At 69.3% G+C, this 17,628-nt stretch carries 14 protein-coding genes and 1 pseudogene; 11 read left to right on the top strand and 4 right to left on the bottom strand.

Features of this window, described 5'->3' with window-relative positions; translation table 11 throughout:
- Positions 1–6: 6 nt before the first annotated feature.
- Positions 7–1,611 (top strand): succinic semialdehyde dehydrogenase, encoded by a 1,605-nt coding sequence (locus ABIE44_RS13285; protein WP_209716885.1) that lies wholly within the window; start codon positions 7–9, stop codon positions 1,609–1,611.
- Positions 1,608–2,528 (top strand): oxygenase MpaB family protein, encoded by a 921-nt coding sequence (locus ABIE44_RS13280; protein WP_209716888.1) that lies wholly within the window; start codon positions 1,608–1,610, stop codon positions 2,526–2,528. Before ABIE44_RS13285 ends, ABIE44_RS13280 begins: the two co-directional genes overlap by 4 nt.
- A gap of 98 nt (positions 2,529–2,626) precedes the next feature.
- Here the strand turns inward: ABIE44_RS13280 and ABIE44_RS13275 are convergent, their stop codons facing one another.
- The gene (locus ABIE44_RS13275) at positions 2,627–3,586 is read right to left on the bottom strand and encodes a glycerophosphodiester phosphodiesterase family protein (protein ID WP_209716891.1); all 960 of its coding nucleotides are present in this window, start codon (positions 3,584–3,586) and stop codon (positions 2,627–2,629) included.
- Between the two features lie 71 nt (positions 3,587–3,657).
- On the opposite strand from ABIE44_RS13275, the gene ABIE44_RS13270 reads away from it, so the two are divergent.
- The 9 genes and pseudogenes from ABIE44_RS13270 to ABIE44_RS13230 all read left to right on the top strand — a co-directional run bounded on the left by ABIE44_RS13270 (position 3,658) and on the right by ABIE44_RS13230 (position 14,238).
- A complete protein-coding gene (locus ABIE44_RS13270) occupies positions 3,658–4,203 on the top strand; it encodes a YbaK/EbsC family protein (RefSeq protein WP_209716894.1) in 546 nt (181 codons plus the stop codon).
- Between the two features lie 45 nt (positions 4,204–4,248).
- A complete protein-coding gene (locus ABIE44_RS13265; RefSeq protein ID WP_209716897.1) occupies positions 4,249–6,426 on the top strand; it encodes an MMPL family transporter in 2,178 nt (725 codons plus the stop codon).
- 90 nt (positions 6,427–6,516) lie between these two features.
- Positions 6,517–7,014 (top strand): ABC transporter ATP-binding protein, encoded by a 498-nt coding sequence (locus ABIE44_RS13260; RefSeq protein WP_354438070.1) that lies wholly within the window; start codon positions 6,517–6,519, stop codon positions 7,012–7,014.
- A gap of 18 nt (positions 7,015–7,032) precedes the next feature.
- Positions 7,033–7,407 (top strand): annotated as a pseudogene (locus ABIE44_RS13255) (ABC transporter transmembrane domain-containing protein); the annotation flags it as partial.
- A gap of 3 nt (positions 7,408–7,410) precedes the next feature.
- Positions 7,411–8,220, top strand: coding sequence for an ATP-binding cassette domain-containing protein (locus ABIE44_RS13250; protein WP_354438390.1), 810 nt, complete (start codon positions 7,411–7,413; stop codon positions 8,218–8,220).
- Entirely contained in the window at positions 8,217–9,983 is a 1,767-nt protein-coding gene (locus ABIE44_RS13245) for an ABC transporter ATP-binding protein (protein WP_209716900.1), read from the top strand. Before ABIE44_RS13250 ends, ABIE44_RS13245 begins: the two co-directional genes overlap by 4 nt.
- 40 nt (positions 9,984–10,023) lie before the next feature.
- Positions 10,024–10,413 (top strand): hypothetical protein, encoded by a 390-nt coding sequence (locus tag ABIE44_RS13240; protein WP_209716903.1) that lies wholly within the window; start codon positions 10,024–10,026, stop codon positions 10,411–10,413.
- A 72-nt stretch (positions 10,414–10,485) separates the two neighbouring features.
- Positions 10,486–11,526 carry an LLM class F420-dependent oxidoreductase gene (locus tag ABIE44_RS13235; RefSeq protein ID WP_209716906.1) on the top strand — a complete coding sequence of 347 codons (1,041 nt, stop codon included), beginning with the start codon at positions 10,486–10,488 and terminating at the stop codon, positions 11,524–11,526.
- 135 nt (positions 11,527–11,661) lie between these two features.
- Positions 11,662–14,238, top strand: a complete 2,577-nt coding sequence (locus ABIE44_RS13230; RefSeq protein ID WP_209716909.1) for a bifunctional FO biosynthesis protein CofGH — start codon at positions 11,662–11,664, stop codon at positions 14,236–14,238.
- A gap of 151 nt (positions 14,239–14,389) precedes the next feature.
- Here ABIE44_RS13230 and ABIE44_RS13225 read toward each other — a convergent pair whose 3' ends face one another.
- The 3 genes from ABIE44_RS13225 to ABIE44_RS13215 are packed head-to-tail and all read right to left on the bottom strand — an operon-like array spanning position 14,390 to position 17,548.
- The gene (locus ABIE44_RS13225) at positions 14,390–15,661 is read right to left on the bottom strand and encodes a sugar ABC transporter permease (RefSeq protein ID WP_209716912.1); all 1,272 of its coding nucleotides are present in this window, start codon (positions 15,659–15,661) and stop codon (positions 14,390–14,392) included.
- Positions 15,654–16,475, bottom strand: coding sequence for an ATP-binding cassette domain-containing protein (locus ABIE44_RS13220; RefSeq protein ID WP_209716915.1), 822 nt, complete (start codon positions 16,473–16,475; stop codon positions 15,654–15,656). The genes ABIE44_RS13225 and ABIE44_RS13220 overlap by 8 nt, the downstream gene beginning before the upstream one ends.
- Positions 16,475–17,548 (bottom strand): substrate-binding domain-containing protein, encoded by a 1,074-nt coding sequence (locus ABIE44_RS13215; RefSeq protein WP_209716918.1) that lies wholly within the window; start codon positions 17,546–17,548, stop codon positions 16,475–16,477. Before ABIE44_RS13215 ends, ABIE44_RS13220 begins: the two co-directional genes overlap by 1 nt.
- Positions 17,549–17,628 lie beyond the last annotated feature (80 nt).

Genomic DNA, 17,628 nt, shown 5'->3' with positions numbered 1-17,628 from the left:
GACACCATGACCGCCATCGTCGAGAACCACCTGCGCCACGTCGACATCCCCGCCGCTCGGCCTGAGTGGGTGACCGACGAGGTGATCACCTCGCTGGCCGCCCGCGTCTTCCGCGACGAGAACGGCACCGAGAGCGTGACGGCGTACGCGCCGTACGACTCGCGGGAGATCGCGACGATCCCGGCCAGCACGGCCGAGGACGTCCGGCAGGCGGTCGAGGCGGCGCGGCTCGGCCAGGTGGCGTGGCGCAAGCGCGACTTCCGCGAGCGTGCCCAGGTCATGCTCAACTTCCACGACCTGTTCCTCACCGAGCAGGACAAGCTGATCGACCTGGTCCAGTGGGAGATGGGCAAGGCCCGCTTCACCGCGTGGCAGGAGATCCTCCAGGTTGCCAACATCACCCGGCACTACGCCAGGGTCGGGCACAGGTACCTGAAGCCGAAGGGCGTCCGCGGCGCGATCCCCGGACTGACCAAGGTCGCCGAGACCCGCGTACCCAAGGGTGTCGTCGGGATCATCTCGCCGTGGAACTACCCGTTCTACCTGGGCGTCGGTGACGCCGTACCGGCACTGCTGGCGGGCAACGCTGTCGTGTCCAAGGCCGACTCGCAGACCGCCCTGACCCTGCTGTTCGCCCGTGAGCTGATGGGCCGCGCCGGGCTGCCGACCGACCTGTGGCAGATCGTCGTGGGTCGCGGCAACGTGGTCGGCACCGCACTCATCGACGAGGTCGACTACATCTGCTTCACCGGTTCGACGGCCACCGGCCGCACCGTCGGTGAGCAGGCCGGTCGCCGACTGATCGGCGCCTCCCTCGAGCTCGGGGGCAAGAACCCGCTGATCGTTCGGGCGGACGCGGACATCGCCAAGGCGGCCGAGGGCGCGGTCGCCTCCTCCTTCGCCAACACCGGGCAGATGTGCATCCACACCGAGCGCGTGCTGGTGCACACCGACGTGTACGACGAGTTCCGCAAGGCGATCCTGGACGCCACCCAGTCGTTGCGCTTGGGTCAGACCTTCGACTACACCGTCGACATCGGTTCACTGGCATCGCCGGCCCAGCTGGCGACGGTGGCGGAGCACGTCGAGCAGGCGCGCGCCGCGGGAGCGACCGTGCTCACCGGAGGTCGGGCGCGCCCCGACCTCGGACCGCTGATGTACGAGCCGACGATCCTCGAGGGCGTCACCAGCGACATGACGGTGTGCCACGAGGAGACCTTCGGCCCGGTGATCTCGCTGTACCCGTTCAGCACCGACGCCGAGGCGATCGCGCTGGCCAACGAGGGCAGCTACGGCCTCTCGGCGAGCATCTGGTCGAAGGACTCCCACACCGCCCGCACGATGGCAGCCCGGATCCGGTCGGGCTCGGTGAACATCAACGACGGTGCCGCCGCTGCAGCCGGTTCGATCGAGGCCCCGATGGGCGGCATGGGCGATAGCGGGTTGGGTCGTCGGCACGGCGCCGAGGGCATCCGGAAGTACACCGAGGCCCAGACCGTCGCCGAGCAGCGCGGCATGGCCCTGGGTCCGCCGCCGTCGATGACGCTGGACAAGTTCGTCGCCCTGACGAACGGCCAGCTGAAGCTGCTCCGCAAGCTCCGCGTGCGGTGAGCGACAGTCCCCACGCACGTGACGGCATCTCGGCAAGCTCGATGACCGAGCCCCGGTCGTCGAGCGCCCCCCGGTCGTCGAGCTTGTCGAGACGCAGCGAGAAGCGCGCAGACTTCGACATCGCCGACCAGATGCCCGGCGCCGCGGGGATGCTCGGAGCCGCCGCCAACGTGATCATGCAGCTGGGCCACCCCGGAGTCGGCTACGGCGTCGTGGAGAGCAAGGTCGATTCCGGCAACGTGATGCTGCACCCGTGGAAGCGGCTGCGCACGACGATCTCCTACCTCGTCGTCGCCCTGTTCGGCACGGACACCGACCGCAACGTCTACCGCAAGGCGGTCAACCGCTCGCACGTCCCGGTGCGCTCGGGCCCGGACAGCCCGGTGGCCTACAACGCCTTCGACCCCGAGCTCCAGCTGTGGGTGGCGGCGTGCCTGTACGTCGGCTTTCGCGACGGACGCACGCTGTTCCTCGGCCCGATGGACGACGAGACCGCTGACGGTCTGTACAAGTACTGCCACCGGCTCGGCACCTCGCTCCAGGTCCCCCGCGAGGCCTGGCCCGAGGACCGTGCGGCGTTCGAGGAGTACTGGCAGGCCGGCCTGGCGAAGGTCAGGTACGACGAGCCCGTCCGCGCGCACCTGATGAAGGTCGTCGAGCTCCGCATGGTGCCGAAGCCGCTGCAGTGGGGCAACGCCCCGCTGAACACGTTCTTCACCATCGGGCTGCTCCCGCCCGAGATCCGCACCGCGATGGGTCTGGAGTGGACGCCGAAGCAGCAGGCGACGTTCGACCGTTGGGTACGACGCATCAGGTTCGTCACCAGGCTGACGCCCCGCTGGGCGCGCAACCTGCCGATCCACCTGCAGCTCGCCGAGGTCCGCTTCCGGATCCGGCGGGGCTGGAAGCTGACCTGAGCCGGTCGGCGAACGCGCCTCCGGTAGCCGAGCTTGCCCCGGTCGACGAGCTTGCCCCGGTCGTCGAGCTTGTCGAGACGTGGTGACGTCTACAGCTCTCAGAGCGCCTCGGCCAAGCCCGGCAGCCGCCGGCGACCCACGACCGCGATCTCGGGGAAGTCGCTGATCAGACCGTCGATGCCGGCCTGGAACAGCATCGCCGCCTCCCCCGCCGCGTCGCCGTGTCCGTGCGGCGCGGCACCGATCCGCAGGTTCGAGGGCAAGTGCTGGTTCTCGGCGCGGTGCGTCCACACCAGGACGTCGAGGCCGCGTTTGTGCGCCTTGGCGACCAGCTTCGACGGCTCGCCGACCCGGCCACCGACGTCGCGCGGCAGGACTGCCTTGCGGCGTACGGCGACACCGGAGACGAACTCCGAGATCCGCGACAGCTCCTTGGGCGCGGGCGTCTGGTCGTAGATCTTGTACGAGCGGGACGCACCGAGTGCCTCCAGTGCCGAGGAGCTGAAGCTCATGAACGTGAGGTCGTCGGCCTCGGGGTCGGCGATCAGCTCGGGCAGCCACAGCCCCTGGGTGCGCAGGTGCGCGACCGACTTGAGCTCGACATGGATCCCGAGCCGGGTCCCGGTGCGCGCGGCCTCCGCGTCGCGCAGCTCGACGACCTCGGCCAACGTCGGGACCGGCCAGCGCCCGTCGTGGCTCGCGCTGGCCGATCGCTTGCGGGACCAGCGCTCGCGCGTACGCAGCTCGCGCAGCTCGGCGAGGGTGAAGTCGTGCACGAACCAGCCGGTCTGCAGCTCCCCCTCCACCTCGAGGGTCCGACGCAGGTGGGTGAACTCCGGACGACGCGCGACGTCGGTCGTGCGGGACAGCTCGACGTCGTGCCGGCACACCAGGTGTCCGTCCTTGGTCGCGACCACGTCGAGCTCGACGGAGTCGGCGCCGAGGCGGTAGGCCAGCTCGTAGGAACCGAGGGTGTGCTCGGGACGGTGACCGCTCGCTCCCCGATGGGCGATGACGAGCGGGGAGCCGAGGATGCGGGAGGGCGGTCGCAGTGCCATGGGCACAGCCTCGAGGGAGCCGGTGGACGTCAGGTGTCGTGGAGGACAACGAGCCCTTTACGGTGGGTGGCATGTCTGCCATCCACCACCTCGGCAAGCTCACCACCGTCCCCGTCCTCGACCGGCTCGACCTGGTCGGTGCCCCGGTCGCGGAGCTGCTGAGGACCTGGGAGCACGCGGCGGAGGTCGGCGTCGTCGAGATCGATCCCGAGCTCGCTGACACCTCCTCCACGGTCGACGTGTACGGCGTTCCGTGGGAATCCGGCGCCAACTGCGTCGTGGTCATGGGCAAGCGAGAGGGCGTGGAGCGGATCGCCGCGTGCGTGGTGCGGGGCGACACGAAGGCCGACGTGAACAACCGGGTCAAGCGTCTGCTGGACGTGCGCAAGTGCTCGTTCCTCGACCACGACCGGGCCGTCACCGAGACCGGCATGGAGTACGGCGGCATCACCCCGATCGGGACACCGCCGGAGTGGCGGCTGCTCGTCGACGCACGCGTGCCGGCCACCCCGACCGTGCTGATCGGGTCGGGAATCCGCGGCTCGAAGATCATCCTCCCCGGGCACCTCCTCGGCGTCCTTCCGGGCGCAGAAGTGGTTGAAGATTTAGCCGTCTAGAAGTCAGGGAAAACCCTGAGGCGCTTGTCGGTCGGCTCTGGTCAAATGTCGGCATGCATCGACAAAGTAGCCGGCAAGCTGACCGGCCCCGTGACCAAGTGGATCGTCCTCGTCGGGGCGATCGTCCTCGTGGGCATCATGGCCCCTCTCAACGGCAAGCTGATCGACGTGCAGAACAACGAGGCGTCCTCGTGGCTGCCCGGCTCGGCTGAGTCGACGAAGGTCGTCGAAGAGCTGACCGGCACCGTCGACCCCAACGACATCCCCACGCTCGTCGTCTACCACCGCGCCTCCGGTCTCACCGACGCGGACCTCGCCGCGATGGACGCGGACGCCCAGGAGATCGCCGAGATCAAGGGCGTGACCGACGAAGGCGCCTTCTCCCCCAACCAGGCCAAGGCCCTGGCCGCCACCGGCGCAAAGATCCCGCCGCTGCTGTCGGAGGACGGCAAGGTCGCGTTCATCGCGTTCACGTTCAACTTCGGCAAGAACGGTTGGCAGGACATCCCCGACGCGGCCAAGGACGTGCGCAAGCTGTCGAAGATCGACGGGGTCGACGTGCACCTCGCCGGGTTCGGCGGTCAGGCCTCCGACGCCTCCGAGGCGTTCGAGGGCATCGACACCAACCTGATCTTCGCGACCCTGCTGGTCGTCATCATCATCCTGCTGTTCACCTACCGCAGCCCGATCCTGTGGTTGCTGCCGATCATCTCGGCCGGTTTCTCGTACATGATCTCCGGCGGCGTGGTCTACCTGCTGGCCAAGTACGCCGACCTCACGGTCAACGGCCAGAGCCAGTCGATCCTCGGCATCCTGGTCATCGGCGCAGGCACCGACTACGCCCTGCTCCTCATCGCCCGGTACCGGGAGGAGCTCCGCAACCACGAGGACCGGCACGAGGCCATGGCGTTCGCCCTGCACCGTGCCGCCCCGGCGATCCTGGCCAGCGCCGCGACCGTCGTGATCGGCATGCTCTGCCTGGTCTTCGCCGACCTCAACTCGACCGCTGGGCTGGGGCCCGTGCTCGCCGTCGGCGTCGGCGTCACCTACCTGATCATGGTGACCCTCCTGCCGGCTCTGCTCGTGATCGTCGGGCGCTGGATCTTCTGGCCGAAGCGGCCGACCTTCGGCTCCGAGGAGCCGACCGGCTCCGGCCTCTGGGCCCGTGTCGGCGCTCGTATCAAGCCGCGCCCCCGGATGGTGTGGGGCATCACCACGGCGATCCTGGTGATCGCCTGCCTGGGTCTGTTCAAGCTCGACCCGTCCGGCTTCTCGACCGAGGAGACCTACACCAAGAAGTTCGACTCCATCCAGGGGCAGGCGCTCCTCGTCGACCACGGCCTCTCGGACACCTCCAACACTGTTCAGATCGTCGCCGACACCGACAAGGTCGCCGACGTCGCGTCGTCCCTCTCCGGGATCAAGGGGCTGGGTGACCCGACCGAGGTCCAGGACATCGGCAAGGGTCGGTCCTACTTCGAGGCGACGGTCAACGCCGACATCTCCTCGACGAAGGCCTTCGACCTGGTCGAGGACACCCGGGACGCGGTCCACGACGTCGACGGGGCCGGCGCTCTGGTCGGCGGCGGGTCCGCGTTCTACCTCGACACCAAGATCGCCTCGGAGCGCGACAACAAGGTGATCATCCCGATCGTCCTGGTCGTGGTGTTCCTCATCCTGGTGCTCCTGCTGCGGGCCCTGGTCGCTCCGCTCATCCTGATGGCGACGGTGGTGCTGTCCTTCGGCGCCGCGCTCGGCATCTCGACGCTGTTGTTCACCGAGGTCTTCACCCGACTCGGCGTCTTCGAGAGCAACGAGGGGTTCGCACACGTCGATCCAGGCTTCCCGCTGTTCACGTTCGTGTTCCTGGTCGCGCTCGGTATCGACTACAACATCTTCCTCATGACGCGGGTCCGCGAGGAGACAGCGAACGTCGGCACCCGTGCCGGCTCGCTGATCGCCCTGTCGTCCACGGGTGGTGTGATCACCTCGGCCGGCCTGGTGCTCGCTGCGACGTTCCTCGTGCTCGGCTCACTGCCGCTGGTCTTCCTGGCCCAGCTCGGTGTCGCCGTCGCGCTCGGCGTCCTGCTCGACACGATGATCGTCAGGTCGGTGCTGGTGACGGCGCTCAACCTCGATCTCGGCGGCAAGATCTGGTGGCCGAGCAAGCTCGACCGTGACCCGGTCGTCACCGCCCCGGAGGAGACCCCCGCGACGGTCTGATCAGCACCATCACCCAGCACCACCTCGGCGCCCCGGTACCGGTCGACAAACCATTCGACCGATACCGGGGCGTTTCGTAACGTAGGGACGGTGCGCCAGCTGCCCCTCGAACACCCCGGTCATGCGGATGCGCGCACCCCGTGGAGGTTCCTGGGATGGATGCTCCGAGGGCAGTGGTGGACGCTGGCCATGGGCATGGTCTTCGGCATCATCTGGATGACCTGCTCGGCGGTGATCCCGGCGATCATCGGCAAGGCGATCGACGAGGGCATCACCGCTCGCGACAGCGGTCAGCTCTGGCGCTGGGCTGCGATCCTGTTCGGGATCGGGTTGCTGCAGTCCTCCAGCGGGATCCTTCGCCACCGGTACGCCGTGACGAACTGGCTCACCGCCGCCTACCGCGTGGTCCAGCTGGTCACGCGGCAGGCGACGCACCTGGGGGCGACCCTGTCCAAGCGCGTCGCCACCGGCGAGGTCGTCGCGATCGGCACCAACGACCTGTCCCACATCGGCAACGCGATGGACGTGCTGGCGCGAACCGCCGGCGCGCTGGTCTCGTTCTTCGTGGTCGCGGTGATCCTGCTGTAGACCTCGACCGCCCTCGGTCTCGTCGTCCTGCTCGGCGTCCCGGTCCTGCTGCTCCTGCTCGGACCGCTGCTGAACCCGCTGCAGAAGCGCAACCTCGAGCAGCGCGACATGATGGGGCACCTCTCCAACATCGCCACCGACATCGTCAGCGGCCTTCGCGTCCTGCGCGGCATCGGCGGCGAGCGCTCGTTCGGCGACCGGTATGCCGTGGAGTCCCAACGGGTACGTCAGGCCGGCGTGCAGGTGGCCCGGCTGCAGTCGGTGCTCGACGCGCTCCAGGTCTTCCTCCCCGGGGTCTTCGTGGTGGTCGTGGTCTGGCTGGGCGCACGGTTCGCGGTCCAGGGCCGGATCAGTCCCGGCGAGCTGGTCGCCTTCTACGGGTACGCCGCGTTCCTGGTGCTGCCGTTGCGTACGGCGACGGAGGCGGCGAACAAGTGGATCCGGGCGTACGTGTCCGCCCAGCGGATCGTCCGGGTGCTCGCGCTGCAGCCGGAGATCAGCGACCCGACCCAGCCGGCGACCCCTCCACCCCCGGACAGCCCGCTCGTCGACGTCGTCAGCGGCCTCACCGTGGCCCCGGGCCGCTTCGTCGCACTCGTCTCCGAGCCCCCGGCGGACGCGGCGCGCGTGGTCGACCGGCTGGGTCGCTTCGCGGAGGGCGACGTGCACTGGGGAGGGGTCCCGCTGTCCGACCTGGACCGGTCCGTCGTGCGCGAGCGCATCGTCGTCTCCGACACCGGTGCTGTGCTGTTCTCCGGCCTCCTCGCCGACCAGCTGCGCGGTCCGCAGACCGACGCCGCCCTGCACGCCGCAGCGACCGAGGACGTGCTCGACGCACTCCCCGACCGGCTCGACACCGTCGTCACGGAGAAAGGTCGGTCCTTCTCCGGAGGCCAGCGCCAGCGCCTGGTCCTCGCCCGCGCACTGGCCCGCGACCCGGAGATCCTCCTGCTGGTCGAGGCGACCTCGGCCGTCGACGCGCACACCGAGGCCCGGGTCGCCGAGCGGGTCGCCCACCTCCGCTCCGGACGCACCACGGTGGTCACCACTTCCAGCCCGCTGCTGCTCAGCCGCGCCGACGTCGTGGCGTTCCTCGAGGACGGCATCGTCGTCGCCGAGGGAAGCCACAGCGAGCTGCTCGCCACGTGCCCGGCGTACCGGGCCGTGGTGACCCGGGAAGAGGTCGAGGAGGTGGCCCGACGATGAAGGTCACCCCGCCGAAGCTCGACGAGAACGACGCGCTGCCGGTCGCGGACCAGGCAGCCGTCCGCGCCTACCTGCACGACCTCTTCCGCCGGCACCCCCGGGCGATCTCGACAGCGCTGGTCCTGCACGTGCTCGCCGCGGCCGCCGGCCTGGCTGCGCCCCGGCTGCTCGGCGACCTGGTCCAGGCGGTGCACGACGGGACCACCGTCGCCCACGTGGACAAGATCGCGCTGCTGCTCGCCGGGTTCCTGCTGGCCCAGACCGTGCTGACACGCTTTGCGCGACTGCGCTCGCAGGTCTTCGGCGAGCAGGTCCTCGCCGAGCTGCGCGAGGACTTCGTCGACAACACCCTCGACCTGCCGATCGGCGTCGTCGAGAGCGCCGGCAGCGGAGACCTGCTGACCCGGACGTCCCGCGACGTCGAGCAGCTGGGCTGGTCGGTGCGCTGGGCGATCCCCGAGTGGTTGATCGCGGTGATCACGGCCGTCATCACCTTGGTCGGCGCCGTCCTGGTCGGCTGGTGGGTGCTGCTGCCGTGCCTCCTCGGCGTACCGCCGCTGGTGATCGCGCTGCGCTGGTACCTGGCCCGCGCGAAGGACGGGTACCTGTGGGAGGGCAGCACCTACTCGGTCATCAACGCCTCGCTCACCGAGACCGTCGAGGGAGCCCGCACGGTCGAGGCGCTCGGTCTGCAGCAGCAGCGGATCGACCAGGTCGACGCCGACATCGCGGAGTCCTACCGGGCCGAGCGCTACACGCTGTCGCTGCGCACCCTGTTCTTCCCGAGCGTGGAGACGGCCTACCTGATCCCGACCGTCGCCACGCTCCTGCTCGGCGGCTGGATGTACCTCAACGGGCACGCGAGCATCGGCGACGTCACCGCGGCGACCCTCTACGTGCAGGCCTTGATCGACCCCGTCGACCGGGTGATCTCGATCCTCGACGAGCTCCAGGTCGGCGGCGCCTCACTCGCCCGTCTGCTCGGCGTCGCGGAGGTCCCTGACGACCGGGTCGCCACCGGTCGGGTTCCGGTCGACGAGAAGCTCGATGCAGCCGACGTCCGGTTCGCCTACGACGAGGGACGCGACGTCCTGCACGGCATCGACCTGTCCGTCGGGATCGGCGAGCGGGTCGCGATGGTGGGCCCCTCCGGGGCCGGCAAGTCCACCCTGGGCCGACTGCTGGCCGGCATCCACCCGCCGCGGACCGGGTCCGTCACCGTCGGGGAGGTCGGCCTGACCGAGCTGCCCCTAGGCGACCTGCGCGGCCACGTCGCCCTCGTCACCCAGGAGCACCACGTCTTCGTCGGGACGCTGCGGCAGAACCTGGCACTGGCGGTCGACGCCACGGCGAGCGACGCCGTGCTCTGGGCCGCCCTCGACGCGGTCGATGCCGGCGACTGGGTCCGCCTGCTGCCCAACGGCCTGGAGACCGTGGTCGGCTCGGGTGGCCTCGAGCTCTCCCCCGCACAGGCTCAGCAGCTCGCGCTCGCCCGCCTGGTGCTCGCCGACCCGCACACCCTCGTCCTGGACGAGGCCACGTCCCTGATCGACCCGCGGGCGGCCCGGCACCTGGAGCGGTCGCTGGCAGCGGTGCTCGAGGGTCGGACGGTGATCGCGATCGCGCACCGACTGTTCTCGGCGCACGACGCGGACCGGGTCGCGGTCGTCGAGGACGGTCGGATCAGCGAGCTCGGGTCGCACGACGAGCTGGTCGCTGCCGGCGGCTCGTACGCCGAGCTCTGGAGGTCCTGGAACTCCTGATCCCTGGACGCCCCTCGTGACCCGGGGTTAGCGTGCCGAGGTGAGACGCGTCCCTCATGAGAACGTGGCGACCGTGCTGGTCGCTCCCGAGGCGCTGCCCGACCTGGAGCTCGAGCTGATGAGCCTGGACCTGCGGGCGTGGCCCGTTCGCACCGCACCCATCTGCGAGGACGGCGCCCGCCAGGCCTTCCAGCTGCGTCGCCGGCTGGTCGAGAGCCGGCGAGGCGCCTGGGACGACGCAGCGACCTGGGTCCCGGTCTGGATCGCCTTCGGTGCGACCTGGTCGAACGGCACCGACCCGTTGCCCTGGGCCGCGCACGACACGCTGTGGAAGCTGCTCGCGACGTACGACGGCCGGGTGCGCTTCGCCAAGCGCCTCGGTGGCGTACCGCGGATGTCCCTCCCGCGTGACGTCAGCCACCCGGCCTGACCCTGGCGCGGACACCGTGACAGCATTACTGTCACGGTAGTTCGGCTCCTCTCTCGACAGACAAGGCTGCAGATGAAGATCTCCACCATGCTCATGTACGACGGCAACCCGCGGAACGCCGCCGACCAGGTGACCTCCTGGGAGAAGGCCGGACTCGACACCGTCTGGGTGGCCGAGGCCTACGGCAACGACTCGCCCACCCTGATGGGCTACCTGGCCGCCAAGACCGAGACCGTCGAGATCGGTTCGGCCATCATGAACATCTACTCGCGCACCCCCGGCGCCCTGCTGCAGACCGCGGCCGGCCTGGACAACGTCTCCGGCGGGCGCGCGATCCTCGGCCTCGGCGCTTCCGGCCCCCAGGTCATCGAAGGCTTCCACGGCGTTCCCTACGCCAAGCCGCTGGCCCGCACCCGCGAGATCGTCGAGATCGTCCGCGCCGGCATGCGCCGCGAGCCGCTCTCGGCCGACGGCGAGTTCCACCTGCCGCTGACCAAGGAGCAGGGTGCGGTCACCGGCCTGGGCAAGCCGCTCAAGCTGCTCACCAAGCCCGAGCGCGACAGCGTCCCGATCTACATCGCTGCGCTCGGCCCGAAGAACGTCGAGCTGTCGGCCGAGATCGCCGACGGCCTCCTGCCGCACCTCTACTACCCGGAGAAGATCGGCCAGGTCATGGGCGAGCCCATCGCCGCCGGCACGGCGAAGCGCGACCCGTCCCTGGGCAAGCTGAACATCGTCGCCGGCGGCATGCTCGCCATCGGCGAGGGCCCGGAGACCAAGGCGCTCCTCGACTTCGCGCGCCCGATCTTCGCCCTGTACGTCGGTGGCATGGGCGCCAAGGGCAAGAACTTCTACAACGACCTCGCCTGCGCCTACGGCTACGAGAAGGAAGCCGCCGAGATCCAGGAGCTCTACCTCTCGGGCAAGAAGAAGGAGGCCGAGGCGCTGGTCCCGACCGAGTGGCTCGAGGCCGCGAACTTCGTCGGCCCGGCGTCGTACATCAAGGAGCGGGTCGCGGCGTTCGAGGAGAGCGGCGTGACCAGCCTCAACGTCACCCCCGTCGGCGCCGACACCACCGCGCTGATCGCGGAGCTCAAGGAACTCATCTCCTGATCGGTCATCGAGCTTGTCGAGCTGCGTCTCGGCAAGCTCGAGGACCGGTTCCGGAATATCCGGTGATGCAATTCTCGTTGACCACTCTATGAGAGTTTGCCACCGCGATCTGCCCCGCCGGATAGCCTGATCTCGATGACCATCACCGCCGCCCAGGTCCGTCGCGCGCTCGTGCGCGCCGAGCGCAGCGCTGCCCTCGACCACGACGAGGCGACAGCGCTGCTGACCGCCCGCGGCGAGGACCTCGACCGGTTGACGGCCGTCGCGGCGCGGGTCCGTGACGCCGGGCTCGAAGGAGCCGGCCGCCCCGGGGTGATCACGTACTCCCCCAAGGTCTTCATCCCGGTCACCAAGCTGTGCCGGGACAAGTGCCACTACTGCACGTTCGTCGAGACGCCGGGCCAGCTGCGCCGCAAGGGTCACGGGATGTTCCTCTCGCCCGACGAGATCCTGGAGATCGCGCGGCAAGGGGCCGCCCTCGGGTGCACCGAGGCGCTCTTCACCCTGGGCGACCGTCCCGAGGACCGCTGGCCCGAGGCGCAGGAGTGGCTGGACGAGGAGGGCTACGACTCGACGCTGGCCTACTGCCGCGCGATGGCGGTCCGGGTGCTCGAGGAGACCGGCCTGCTGCCGCACCTCAACCCGGGCGTGATGTCGTGGGAGGAGATGAACCGGCTCAAGCCGGTCTCGCCCTCGATGGGGATGATGCTCGAGACCACGTCCCGACGGATCTTCGAGACCAAGGGCGAGGCACACTACGGCTCCCCCGACAAGGACCCCGAGGTCCGCCTCCGCGTGCTCGAGGACGCCGGCCGCCTGGGGATCCCGTTCACCACCGGGCTGCTCATCGGCATCGGCGAGAGCCTCGAGGAACGCGCAGAGTCCATCTTCGCGCTGCGCCGGGTGGCTCGTCAGTACGGCAACGTCCAGGAAGTCATCATCCAGAACTTCCGCGCCAAGCCGGACACCGCGATGCGGCACACCGACGACCTCGCACTGGACGAGTACCTCGCCGCGATCGCGGTCTCCCGGATCCTGCTCGGCCCCAAAGTCCGCGTGCAGGCACCGCCGAACCTGGTCGACCTGGAGGAGTGCAAGGCCCTGCTCGGGGCCGGGGTCGACGACTGGGGCGGCGTCTCGCCGTTGACGCCGGACCACGTGAACCCCGAGCGGCCTTGGCCGTCGCTGGAGCGGCTGCGTGACGTGACCGCCGCGGCCGGCTTCACCCTCAAGGCCCGGCTCACCGCGCACCCCGAGTACGTGCTCGCGGGCGAGCCCTGGATCGACCCGCGCATCTCCGGGCACGTCGCCGCGCTCGCCGGGGAGGACGGGCTTGTCTCGACGGAGATCACCGACGGCACCCGCCACCCGACGGGCCTGCCCTGGCAGGAGCCTGACGGCGGGTTCGCTGCGGTGGGTCAGGGCGTGGGACGCACCGACCTCCACGAGGCCGTCGACCGAGAAGGTCGCAGCGCCGATCGCCGGTCGGACTTCGCCAACGTGTACGGCGACTGGGACTCGGTCGCTGCGTCGGCGGCGGACGTCTCGGCAGGCTCGACGACCGGACCGACCACGACCACCGGACCGAGCTCGACGACCGGCGCCGGACTCGCCGCCCTCAAGGCTGCCGAGAAGGACCCGGGCAACCTCTCCGACGAGCACGCCCTGACGTTGATGACCGCCGAGGGCGACCTGCTCGCCGAGGTCGTGAAGCTGGCCGACGCCCTGCGGCGCGAGGTCTCCGGCGACGCGGTCACCTACGTGGTGAACCGGAACATCAACTTCACCAACGTCTGCTACGTCGGCTGCCGGTTCTGCGCGTTCGCGCAGCGGCGTACCGACGACGACGCGTACTCGCTGTCGCTGGACCAGGTCGCCGACCGGGCCGAGGAGGCCTGGAAACTCGGCGCCTCCGAGGTGTGCATGCAGGGCGGTATCGACCCCGAGTTGCCGGGGACGGCGTACTTCGACATCGCGGCCGCGGTGAAGCAGCGCGTCCCCGGGATGCACGTGCACGCGTTCTCGCCGATGGAGATCGTCAACGGCTCCTCGCGCACGGGGTTGTCGTTCGAGGACTTCCTCATCAAGGCCCGCGAGTCCGGCCTCGACACCATCCCCGGCACCGCGGCGGAGATCCTGGACGACGAGGTGCGCTGGGTGCTGACCAAGGGCAAGCTGCCGACGGCCACCTGGATCGAGATCGTCTCCACCGCGCACCGCGTGGGGGTCCGCTCGAGCTCGACGATGATGTACGGCCACGTCGACAACCCGCGGCACTGGGTGACCCACCTCAACGTGATCAAGAAGATCCAGCAGACCAACATCGAGAACGGCATCCCGGGATTCACCGAGTTCGTGCCGCTCCCGTTCGTGCACCACTCCGCGCCGATCTACCTCGCCGGGGTCGCGCGCCCGGGGCCGACGCTGCGCGACAACCTCGCGGTGCACGCGATGGCGCGGATCCTGCTGCACGGCCGGATCGACAACATCCAGACCAGCTGGGTCAAGCTGGGGACCGACGGCACCCGCGCGATGCTGAACGCCGGCGCGAACGACGTCGGCGGCACGTTGATGGAAGAGACCATCTCCCGGATGGCCGGCTCCGAGCACGGGTCCGCCAAGACCGTCGAGGAGCTCGTCGAGATCGGCGCCGGCATCGACCGGCCGGTCATCGAGCGCACCACGACGTACGGACGCCCCGCGGCTCGCTGACGTCTCGGCAGGCTCGACGACCGGATCGCAGCTCGACGACCGGATGAGCGCAGCTCGGCCACCGGATGAGCGCAGCTCGGCGACCGGGTGAGCGCAGCTCTGGTCCGCCGAGCTGCGTCGTAATCAGCTCGGCGGACCAGAGGACCAGTGGCTAGCCGCGTCCCGAGGACGACCGTGCCCTGCGGGCGACCGAGTCGATCGAGACCGCCAGGAGCAGCACGCCGCCGGTGATCATGAAGCGCACCGGCGACCCGAGGCCCAGGACGTTCAGCCCGGACTGGATCGACTGGAGCACCAGGATTCCCAGCATCGCCGCGTACGCCGAACCCCGGCCGCCGAACAGCGACGTGCCGCCGATGACCGCCGCCGCGATCGCCGTCAGGTTCGTGTCCGTCGTGCCGCTGGCCTGGGACACCGAGGTGAGCTGTGCGGCGATCAGCATGCCGCCGAGCGAGGCCAGCGTCGAGCAGAGGACGAACACGCTCAGGTAGATCCGACCCACCTTGATGCCCGATCGTCGCGCAGCCTCCTCGTTGCCTCCGACCGCGAACACGTGCCGACCCCAGGTGGTCTTGCGCAGTGCCAGATCCATCGCGACGACCAGGACGACGAACAGCAACCAGAGGTAGCCCCACCCGCGGTCGATGTTGAGGTAGTAGGTCAGCCAGAGCAGACCGGCCAGCGCCAGCGCCGAACGGACCAGCAGACCGACCAGCGACGGGGTGCTCAACCCGGCCTTGCGGCGACGCTGCATGCCGTACAGGTTGGCGAGCACGTAGATCGCGATGATCCCGACGACGAGGAGGTACGACGCCACCCCCGTGACGAACTTCGTCCGGGCGAACTCGACCAGCCAGAAGGTGTCCGGCAGGTTGATCGTGCCCTGCTTGCCGAGGACCTGGAGCAGGACGCCCTGGAACCCGAGCAGACCCGCCAGGGAGATCACGAAGCTCGGCACGCCGATCTTGAGGTACAGGACCGCGTAGAAAGCACCCACGACCACGCCCGCGAGGATCCCGGCCAGCATGCCGAACACCAGGCCGTGCCCGTGGTTGACGACCTGGACCGTCATGATCGCGGCGGCCAGGCCGCTCATCGATCCGACCGAGAGGTCGATCTCCCCGAGCAGCAGCACCAGGACGATGCCGAGCGAGATGATTCCGACCGGCGCAGCGAACTGCGTGATCGAGACCAGCTGCCGCGAGGACAGGAACGACGGCTCCTGGGAGTAGAAGACCAGGGCGATGACGACCAGCCCGAGGATCACCGGCAGGTTGCCGATGTCTCCTCCGCGCAGTCGGCTCTTCAAGGTCGAGAGCCAGCCGGACAGACCCGTGCCGCTGCCGACGAGTCGCTCGTCGGTCAGGTCGGTGGGGATCGGGACGGCCGGACCGGCTTCTTCGGTACCGGGGAGATCAGTCATCGGAACCTCCCGAGGGTGCCGCCGTACGCCGGTGCGCGCGCTCGGCGACGACGTTGTCGCTGGCACCGGTGATCGCGGCGACCAGCTGGTCGGTGGAGACTTCCTCGGTACGGAACTCCGCTGCGTTGCGCCCCAACCGGAGTACGACGATCCGGTCGGCGACGGCCTGCACGTCGGCCATGTTGTGGCTGATCAGGATGACGCCGAGACCCTGGTCCCGGAGCCGTTCGATCAGGTTGAGCACCTCGGCAGTCTGGGCGACACCGAGCGCGGCGGTCGGCTCGTCGAGCATGACCACCTTCGGAGCTCCCACCAGGCTGCGGGCGATGGCCACGGTCTGGCGCTGACCGCCGGAGAGTGCAGCGATCGGGATCCGCACCGACGGGATCTTCGCGGAGAGCGAGCGCAGCAACCGCCACGACTCCTTCTCCATGGAGACCTCGTCCATGAACGGACCGACCGTGTGCTCCTGGCCGAGGAAGAGGTTGGCGACGACGTCGAGGTTGTCGCAGAGGGCGAGGTCCTGGAACACGGTCGCGATGCCGAGAGCCTGGGCCTGGGCAGGGCCGCGCGGGGCGACCTGCTTGCCGTCGAAGGTGATCTCCCCCGAGTCGGGTGTGTAGACACCGGAGATCACCTTGACGAGGGTCGACTTGCCGGCGCCGTTGTCGCCGACCAGGGCCACGACCTCACCGGCGGCCACCTGGAGGTGGACGTCGGTGAGGGCCTGGACCGCGCCGAACCGCTTGTTGACGCCGGTCAGGGACAGAACAGCGTCCCTGACCGGCGTCTCCACGGATGAAGCAGCAACCATCAGGACAGACCAGCGGCCTTGCAGGCGTCGGCGTAGTCCGCGGTGCAGATGTCGGCGACCGGGTAGAGACCGGTGTCGACGATGTTCTCCTTGACGTTGTCCTTCTTCACCACGACCGGGTCGAAGATGAACGACTTGATGCCCTCGAAGTCGGTGGTCTCACCGACGTCGTCACCCTTGACCAGAGCCACGGCGACCTCGCCGGCCTTCTCCGCCTCGATGAAGTAGGACTTGAAGATCGTCATGTACTGCTCGCCGGCGAGGATCCGCTGGATCGCAGCGAGCTCCGCGTCCTGGCCGGTGACCGGCGGCAGCGCGTTGGCCGCGACGCCGGCACCCTTGAGCGCAGCGATGACACCGCCGGCCTGACCGTCGTTGGCCGCGTAGACGCCCTTGATGTCCGACGGGCTGATCTTGCTCAGCTGGTCGGTCACGTACTTCTGCGCGTTGTCCGGCGACCAGTCCGGGTTGTCGTAGGACGACTTGGTCAGCAGCGTCAGCCCGCTGGCCTTCAGGACGCTCTCGGCGCCGGCCTTGAACTGCGCTGCGTTCGGGTCGGTCGGCGCACCGTTGAGCTGCAGGTAGCCGCCCTTGCCGCCCATGGCCTCCTCGAGCGCCTCGGCCTGGAGCTTGCCGACGGTCTCGTTGTCGAAGGACATGTAGTAGTCGGCACCCTTGATGAAGCGGTCGTAGGCGATGACCTTCGCGCCGGCCTCCTGAGCCGAGCTCACCATGCCACCGGCACCGTTGCCGTCGACCGGGTCGAGCACGACGACCTTGGCACCCGCGTTGATCGCGGTGTCGACCTGCTGCGCCTGCTTCGCGGCGTCCTGGTCAGCGTTGTAGTACTTCACCGAGCAGTCGCTGCACAGCTCCTTGACCTTCTTCTCGAAGATCGGGCGGTCGAAGGACTCGTAGCGGGTCGTCTTCGACTCCGGCAGCAGCAGCGCGATGACCTTGGAGTCCTTGCTGGAACCCTCGGAGTCGTTCGGGCTGCCGCACGCGGCCAGTCCGGCGGTGCCGAGTGCGATCGCGAAGCCGGTGACGGCGACGCGGCGGATGAGTGATGACACGGGTTTCCTCCTGGAGGCGGGGGTGAGGGCGGAGAGCGAGGAGCCAGGCGCCCGTACGGCACTTCGAAGTGTGCTGGGTC

The sequence above is a fragment of the Marmoricola sp. OAE513 genome, assembly GCF_040546585.1.
Lineage (GTDB): Bacteria > Actinomycetota > Actinomycetes > Propionibacteriales > Nocardioidaceae > Marmoricola.
This window is presented reverse-complemented; position numbering and strand designations above follow the sequence as displayed.